Origin of the sequence: Streptococcus suis, from assembly GCF_017601095.1 — a bacterium.
GTDB lineage: Bacteria > Bacillota > Bacilli > Lactobacillales > Streptococcaceae > Streptococcus > Streptococcus suis_Z.
Genome location: NZ_JAGFUX010000028.1, coordinates 1 through 3,528 on the forward strand (window position 1 = coordinate 1; position 3,528 = coordinate 3,528).

Consider the following 3,528-nt stretch of genomic DNA (forward strand, 5'->3'; position numbering starts at 1 on the left):
GAATGGTTGGCAGAGTATATGACCGAACATCCAGAAGAATTTAGACATTATTAAAAGACGATTTCTGCTTGGAAGTCGCCTTTTTTAATATTATCGGAAATACTATATGTTGTTGGTGGTGTAAACTGGTATATAGTTCCCTGATTTATTTTTATATAGTACTTTCCTTCAAAAAATATATAATATATCTGTAGTCACAATGACATAGACAAAGGAGAGCCACTGATGGAAAAGGAAAGAGTTATGGAATGGTTGAACTACTGTGATCAAAACAAAATCAAACCTTGGTTATGGGATTTTAAAAATTGTTACTCCAATAAGTTGTCAACTGACAATCTGCACAACATCTTACGATACAAGTCGTATGAACTAGATTGTCCAACTGAGTTCTGCGTAACAGGAAAATCTGGTAAATATGCTGATTGCGATAAAGAAGCATTCTACTTATATAATATTTTAGGTTGGCAAGATTCCGAGGGAGATATAATACGAGGTGAAACAATGAACTCCTTCATAACAACGTTCAACTCAGCAACAAAAGAAAGTTCTGATTACGATACACTCTCAAAAAGATTAGGGAGACAACCAAGAGCTAGGTCTATTCCATATCCTGCTCTCTATCAAGACCAAAACTATCTAAAGTTCGATATGATTCAAAAAAACCTAAAAGAATTTGAAGCATTCGCAAAATTAACACATACAATCGGAAATTTTACCGTATTGCCTCATTGGATGAATACTGGCCGATACCATTTCTCACAAGATTACTGGGATATTACAATGCTGTCTCTTCAAAAATGGCTTACTAATTTATCTCCTGAAGCATGGAAAAATTTTATTGACACATACTATCTTCAACCCTATGTTGATAATAATTACCAAACAGAAGTATTTTGGGAAGCACATAATTACAAATACATCCATCCCAAGAAAACTGAAGATTTCTCCAACTTCCTAAAAAAAGTTAATGAACGGATTGAGGAACGCGGGAAATTCATCATAAAACAAATATGCGACAGACTAAATAAAAAAGATTACCATTTCTATAAAGAAATTGAAAACATGGATAAAATAAAATTTTCAAATGAATTTAAGAGAGCGGGGAGGTAGTGAGCTCACCATTTTGTCCTAACTGCTAGATATTATCTTTGTTTGCATATTTCAATTTCATAAAAAACAAAAGTTAGACAGAAAAAATCTAACCTTTGTTTTTTTATGATAAATCTACTCTTCTTCAAAAGAAAATCAGTTGGATTATTTATTGCTTATCTACACCGAAGAGCTCAACCACTGTTTAAAACAATGAATTAGAAAGCCGATAACTAGAACATCCTTAAATCAACAAAATGTGTCATTTCATCCCAACGTTTTCCTCTGCTGATTACTTCAATACCACATTCTTTAAATGCCCGCAACAATGCCTTTTGCTCTTCAATTTGTTCCGTTCTCCAGAAACCAGCATTCATAAACGCTAATAATTCAACCTCCCTATCTTCCAAATAAGGTAAAATATTGTCCATGAATAACTGCACCCTCATCTTTGCAGAAATCTGCTGACTGAACACAAAATACTCATCTAGAAGAGCGACTTTAGAAACATCTTCCAGTAAATCAGTTTGTAGTAAATGCGATGCAACTAATTCATAATCCCCAGAATCTGCATCTGCAACGATAAATAAATCCTGTTTTATTGTGTCAATAATCTTCAAATGAGCCTCTGCAAGATCCAACTCCTCTTCTCCAGAGTACTCTTCTACTACCCCCTTCAATTGAACTACTTCATTGATAACTCCTTCATCAAATTCAAAATCTCTACAAAATTCTCCTACTATTGAAGGATAAGCCTCTGCAAGCATCTCATCTGACACAGGTAACATTTTTCTATTAACTCTCTCCATCACATCACTTGACGCTATCGTTATAGGAAATGGGAATCCGTTATTGTTAAGAGACATTTTAAGAAAAATCTTTATCGCCTCATTAGTTGATGTTCCCAACTCTTTAAATAACTGATCTGCTCGATCTTTAATATAATCATCAACACGAACCTGGATATTTTTCATTATGTTGTTCCTCCGTTATACTTATAATCTGATTATAACATGCCAGATAATGTTATGCAAATATATTGCATAATGAATTATTTTGCATTAAATGATTAAAAATATAAAAGACCAGAGCAGTCAGCGATATTAACAAACCTAAACATCTTACAAGAAGTTCAAGCAAAGAAGAGACTTTCCTGGTGGCACCCCTCGTTAAATGCAGCAAAAAACACTCCATGGTATGAACCATGAAGTGTTGTAAATGCAGTATTGTAGCTGGTTCTTAACGTTTAGAGAATCCTTCTTTCCAACTATAAGATATAAATCCCTAAAACCAGGCATCAATCCAAGCCACCGTTTAAAGACCATACTATCTTTGCACCACCAGGACGATTGAAGAAGCCTGCAGCAGCTTCCGAAGAAATACCAACCATATATGAATTACGATTTGGGATAACCGAAACGATTGCCGAACCACCATCATAATAGAAAGTATAATTCCGCACATACCCATCCACGGTCTCTGTAACTGTCCACTGTCCCTCCCAGGCTTCCGGAATTTCTATGATAAAATATTCCGTTTCATAACGTATCATTGCCGGACTCTCAGCAAGACTCGTCACATCTATTCCATCTACAATCTCTGCAAACATTTTTGGAAGCAATTCATTCATTGTTGGCTTGACATCTGTTCCACCCGTTGAATAGAGCACTAACGGACCTCCATCAGGATTTAAAACAAAGAAATAGCGATGCACTGTCTCCCCATTTTGATATTGATAAGATTCCAATACCCTGTACCCCTCAAAACTTTCACCAGATTGGAAGGTCAAGGTCTCAGGTGTTTCAACTTTCGCATAGCTGTTCTGTCCCATTTCATCCCCAAAAAGAACCATTGCATCCGCTAGAGCAGCAGATTGCTCCGCAGACCATTGCATCGCTTCAATAGAAGAGGTCGATGTGGTCTTAGTTTCTGAAGATGAGGCTGTTTGCTCTATACTAGAACTTGTCTCCTGAATCTCCTCGGTTGTCGAAATACTACTAGTGCTCGTCCCCCCTTCCTCTATTACCGATTCCTTCGTCGTACAGCCAGCCATAGTAATACAAACCAGCGCTAACAAGACAATTGTTCTACATAATTTCTTCATACTTCCTCCAAATTCACTCAGCCATCTACTCCCTCTATCCGGTATAAAATCTTGAAATAGACGGTAGGAGAGCCGGTTCAAAAAATAGACACCATCAGTTTATCTAACTAAATAGGGACAGAATGGTATTTCATAAGATCTATCTTACATATTGTACCAAATAGAAATATCCTCATCGGATGTATAGTGTTTCCAAGCAACCGAAAAACCGAATAAATGTTTATAGTCTTCAATCCAGTTACAGTAATAGGGGATCCCTAAGATATCTTCATCCACTTCATTTTCATAGTAGGAATAGGGATGGGCTACAATGCCAATATCATAATCACCAACTT

General features: G+C 36.2%; 3 protein-coding genes and 1 pseudogene. 1 reads left to right on the forward strand and 3 read right to left on the reverse strand.

Annotated features, from left to right (window positions below; all coding sequences use genetic code 11):
* The first annotated feature begins 225 nt into the window (after window positions 1–225).
* On the forward strand, window positions 226–1,110 hold the full coding sequence (locus tag J5566_RS10335) for a hypothetical protein (RefSeq protein ID WP_208563175.1): 885 nt from the start codon (window positions 226–228) through the stop codon (window positions 1,108–1,110).
* 212 nt (window positions 1,111–1,322) lie between these two features.
* On the opposite strand, the gene J5566_RS10340 is transcribed toward J5566_RS10335, so the two are convergent.
* From J5566_RS10340 to J5566_RS10350, 3 genes and pseudogenes are all read right to left on the reverse strand, one after another.
* Window positions 1,323–2,063, reverse strand: a complete 741-nt coding sequence (locus J5566_RS10340; RefSeq protein WP_208563176.1) for a type II toxin-antitoxin system RelB/DinJ family antitoxin — start codon at window positions 2,061–2,063, stop codon at window positions 1,323–1,325.
* Between the two features lie 323 nt (window positions 2,064–2,386).
* Complete coding sequence (locus tag J5566_RS10345) at window positions 2,387–3,193, reverse strand: hypothetical protein (protein ID WP_208563177.1); 807 nt, start codon at window positions 3,191–3,193, stop codon at window positions 2,387–2,389.
* Window positions 3,194–3,337: 144 nt separating this feature from the next.
* A pseudogene (locus J5566_RS10350) lies at window positions 3,338–3,528 on the reverse strand (hypothetical protein); the annotation flags it as partial.

What these genes read in the sequence shown, in the direction of transcription:
- J5566_RS10335 (WP_208563175.1), top strand. Translation starts at nt 226, where the DNA reads ATGGAAAAGGAAAGAGTTATGGAATGGTTGAACTACTGTGATCAAAAC.
- J5566_RS10340 (WP_208563176.1), bottom strand. Translation starts at nt 2,063, where the DNA reads ATGAAAAATATCCAGGTTCGTGTTGATGATTATATTAAAGATCGAGCA.
- J5566_RS10345 (WP_208563177.1), bottom strand. Translation starts at nt 3,193, where the DNA reads ATGAAGAAATTATGTAGAACAATTGTCTTGTTAGCGCTGGTTTGTATT.